Source organism: Amedibacillus sp. YH-ame6 (assembly GCF_053848845.1).
Window position 1 is genome coordinate 1 of sequence record NZ_JBSPEZ010000047.1, and the last position, 3993, is coordinate 3993.

At 36.9% G+C, this 3993-nt stretch carries 4 protein-coding genes and 1 rRNA gene; all 5 read left to right on the forward strand.

Features of this window, described 5'->3' with window-relative positions:
- Window positions 1-342 precede the first annotated feature (342 nt).
- Window positions 343-1323, forward strand: coding sequence for a PTS sugar transporter subunit IIB (locus ACWG0P_RS15925; RefSeq protein ID WP_455791904.1), 981 nt, complete (start codon window positions 343-345; stop codon window positions 1321-1323).
- A gap of 13 nt (window positions 1324-1336) precedes the next feature.
- Window positions 1337-2149, forward strand: coding sequence for a PTS mannose/fructose/sorbose transporter subunit IIC (locus tag ACWG0P_RS15930; protein WP_455791902.1), 813 nt, complete (start codon window positions 1337-1339; stop codon window positions 2147-2149).
- Between the two features lie 22 nt (window positions 2150-2171).
- On the forward strand, window positions 2172-3089 hold the full coding sequence (locus ACWG0P_RS15935; protein WP_455791900.1) for a PTS system mannose/fructose/sorbose family transporter subunit IID: 918 nt from the start codon (window positions 2172-2174) through the stop codon (window positions 3087-3089).
- Between the two features lie 69 nt (window positions 3090-3158).
- Complete coding sequence (locus tag ACWG0P_RS15940) at window positions 3159-3536, forward strand: DUF956 family protein (protein ID WP_455802551.1); 378 nt, start codon at window positions 3159-3161, stop codon at window positions 3534-3536.
- A gap of 370 nt (window positions 3537-3906) precedes the next feature.
- Window positions 3907-3993: ribosomal RNA gene (locus tag ACWG0P_RS15945) — 16S ribosomal RNA — on the forward strand; the annotation flags it as partial.

Here is a 3993-nt window from a genome sequence, read left to right on the forward strand (position 1 = left end):
ATGCATATTTAATTCAACCTTTCTCATAAGGTACCTCCAATTCAATGAGGTACTATTGTAATATGTATTTAAGACATAATCAAATGTGGATACTTAAGACATTATCATAAACGAATCATAAAATGTATAAAAAATAAAAATTAGATATTGACAGTAAGCGCTTTACATGATATCATGGCAAAGTAAAACCGAATACTCATTAGTGTGTAACTGTTAAGGACAGGCATTAACTAATTTAAAGCAATGAAACATCTTTTTGTATAGATGTGAATTCTTTGAATAGTTGCCTGTCCTTTTTTTGCGCAATGAGTATTTACTTTTAAAAGAAAGGTAGGATATAACATGGTAGGAATTATTCTTGCTAGTCATGGTGAATTTGCTCAAGGCATACTGCAATCTGGTGCAATGATCTTTGGTGAACAAGCAAACGTGAAAGCTTGTACACTGATGCCAAGCGAAGGACCTGATGACATTCGCAACAAAATGGAGGAAGCAATTGCTGGATTTGAAGATAAAGATCAAGTTTTGTTTCTTGTTGATCTTTGGGGAGGCACTCCATTTAACCAAGCGAGCACATTACTAAATGGACATGAAGATACATGGGCAATCGTTACCGGTTTAAATTTACCGATGTTGATTGAAACTTATGGTTCTCGTTCTTTTATGGAAACTGCTCACGAAATCGCTTCACATATTGTAGATACTGGAAGAGAGGGTGTTCGTCCTTTACCAGAAGCATTAGAACCAAAGAAAAGTGAACAAGCTCCTGTAGCTGCACCAGTACAAGGTTCTATTCCAGAGGGAACAGTGGTAGGCGATGGACATATCAAATATGTTCTAGCACGTGTAGATACACGATTGTTACATGGACAAGTAGCAACCTCTTGGACAAAGACAGTGAAACCAACAAGAATCATTGTCGTATCTGATGGAGTTGCAAAAGATGATTTACGTAAAAAGATGATTGAACAGGCGGCTCCTCCAGGAGTAAAAGCAAATGTTGTACCTGTTGATAAAATGATTGAAGTTGCAAAAGATCCACGTTTTGGTTCTACAAGAGCAATGTTATTGTTTGAAACACCACAAGATGCACTTCGTGCAATTAAGGGTGGAGTAGATATTAAATCTATTAACTTAGGTTCTATGGCACATTCCTTAGGAAAAGCTGTTATTACCAAAGCAGTAGCAATGGGAAAAGAAGATGTAGAAACATTTGAAGAATTATTATCATTAGGAGTTGAGATTGATGTACGTAAAGTACCAACCGATTCTGCAGATGATTTTAAAGCAATTATGAAAAAAGCGAAAGCGGAAATAAAGTAGGAGGAAATATCAAATGTCAGTAATTACAATTTTATTGATTGTTATTGTAGCCTTTCTGGCTGGTATGGAAGGTGTTGTGGATGAATTCCAATTCCATCAACCATTGGTTGCATGTACATTAGTTGGTTTGGTAAGTGGTCACTTAAAAGAAGGAGTTATCCTTGGTGGATCCTTACAGATGATTGCTCTAGGATGGGCAAATGTTGGGGCAGCGATTGCACCGGATGCGGCACTAGCGTCGGTAGCATCAGCCATTCTTATGGTATTGGGGTTACAGGGTGGAAATACAGATGTAACAAATGCAATTAATACTTCTATTGCAGTTGCAATTCCATTATCAGTAGCTGGTTTATTCTTGACAATGATTTGTCGTACATTAGCAATTCCTATGGTACACTTCATGGATGGTTGTGCTGAAAAAGGAAATATGCGTGGTATGAGTATGTGGCACATTCTTGCAATTTGTATGCAAGGTCTTCGTATTGCAATTCCTGCATTAGCATTGTGTATCGTTCCTGCAACTGCAGTAACGGATGCTTTAAATGCAATGCCAGCTTGGTTATCAGGTGGTATGGCAGTTGGTGGAGGAATGGTTGCAGCTGTAGGTTATGCTATGGTTATCAACATGATGTCTACAAAAGAAACTTGGCCATTCTTTGCTCTAGGATTTGTTCTTGCAGCAATTGGACAATTAACATTGATCGCATTAGGTGCAATTGGTGTTGCGCTTGCATTAGTATATCTTGGATTAAAATCAAACAGTAGCTCAAATGGTGGTAATGGCGGTTCCGCTGATCCATTAGGCGATATACTGAATGATTACTAGAAAGGCGTAGGAGGAAAAGAAAATGGCAGATAAAATTCAATTAACAAAAAAAGAACGATTTTCAGTAGCTATGCGTCACCAGTTCCTTCAAGGGTCTTGGAACTATGAACGTATGCAGAACGGTGGTTGGGCATTCTCCATCATTCCAGCAATTAAAAAATTATATCCTAATAAGGAAGATCAAATTGCTGCTTTAAAACGCCATATGGAATTCTATAATACACATCCATATGTATCCGCTCCAGTTATGGGAGTTACCTTGGCACTTGAAGAAGAACGTGCAAATGGTGCGCCTGTAGAAGATGCAGCGATTCAGGGTGTTAAAGTTGGTATGATGGGGCCTTTGGCTGGTGTCGGAGATCCTGTATTCTGGTTTACAATTCGTCCTATTTTAGGAGCATTAGGTGCATCCTTTGCATTGAGTGGAAATATCATTGGACCTTTGTTGTTCTTTGTTGTTTGGAATGTATTGCGTCTTGCGTTCTTATGGTATACACAAGAATTCGGATATAAAGTAGGAACTTCTATCGCACAGGATATGTCTGGTGGAATCTTAGGGAAAATCACAAGTGGTGCTTCTATCCTAGGTATGTTCATCATTGGTTCCTTGGTACAACGTTGGGTAAGCATTAGCTTTACACCAATTGTATCTACGGTTGCTCAACAACCAGGTGCTTATATTGATTGGGCAAATCTTGAACCAGGAGCAAATGGTATCAAATCTGCATTGGAACAATTCGCTTCTTTAGGAGCAAATGGATTAAATGTAGATAAAGTAACAACATTACAACAAAATCTTGATCAATTGATTCCAGGGTTGTCTGCGTTATTGTTGACATTGTTATGCTGCTGGTTATTGAAAAAGAAAATTTCGCCAATCGTTATTATCGTAGCATTATTCATTATTGGTATTCTTGCACGTGTTGCAGGTATCATGTAATTCTATACGTAATAAAGGATACGTACTATAACTATTGAACACGTCGTTTGATGAGAAGGAGTGAAGCATATGGCACAGTCATTAAATACAAAAGTTGATCTTACAATTAACGCAACATCTTATATGGGGATGGCGACCTATGGGAAGGTTATGATTGGGGATAAGGCATTTGAATTTTATAATGATAAGAATGTAGAAGATTATATCCAAATACCTTGGCAGGAGATAAATTTTGTATCTGCTTCTGTGATATTAAAAGGAAGATGGATTCCACGTTTTGCGATCATCACAAAAACAAATGGAACGTATACATTTTCATCACGAGACAACAAGAGATTATTAAGAGCCATCCAAGGATATGTTGATGCCCGGCGCATGGTAAAATCTTTGAGCTTCTTTGATGTAATCAAACGAGGTGGTAAAGCTTTAATACCAAATAGAAAATAGTTATATATATTATATATATAATAACAAATTAAAATTTAGGTCGTTTTATAGAAAGAAAAGGAAATCTCTGTCTATCTATATACGACCTTTTTCTATGAGAAAAGGTAATGAAAAGAAAGTAAGAATGCAGGAATTGTGGAAATACTAACTGATGAAAAAATAGATTCTAAATTTTTAGAAAAAAAAGCATAATTTTGATTGACATAAAGAGATAAGTATAGTATTATTAACAGGCACTCAACGAGAGTGAAAACAAATCGGTCTTTGAAAACTGAACAGGAAATACGTTGATTTCAATGAGATATGAAAATAATCATATTCCAGATAAACAAACAAAAAACAAGACGTTGGCAAAACGTCTGAGCTAAATCAAATGGAGAGTTTGATCCTGGCTCAGGATGAACGCTGGCGGCATGCCTAATACATGCAAGTCGAACGAAGTCTTTAGAAAGCTTGC

Coding starts and splice junctions, on each gene's coding strand:
- ACWG0P_RS15925 (WP_455791904.1), top strand. CDS start 343: ATGGTAGGAATTATTCTTGCTAGTCATGGTGAATTTGCTCAAGGCATA.
- ACWG0P_RS15930 (WP_455791902.1), top strand. CDS start 1,337: ATGTCAGTAATTACAATTTTATTGATTGTTATTGTAGCCTTTCTGGCT.
- ACWG0P_RS15935 (WP_455791900.1), top strand. CDS start 2,172: ATGGCAGATAAAATTCAATTAACAAAAAAAGAACGATTTTCAGTAGCT.
- ACWG0P_RS15940 (WP_455802551.1), top strand. CDS start 3,159: ATGGCACAGTCATTAAATACAAAAGTTGATCTTACAATTAACGCAACA.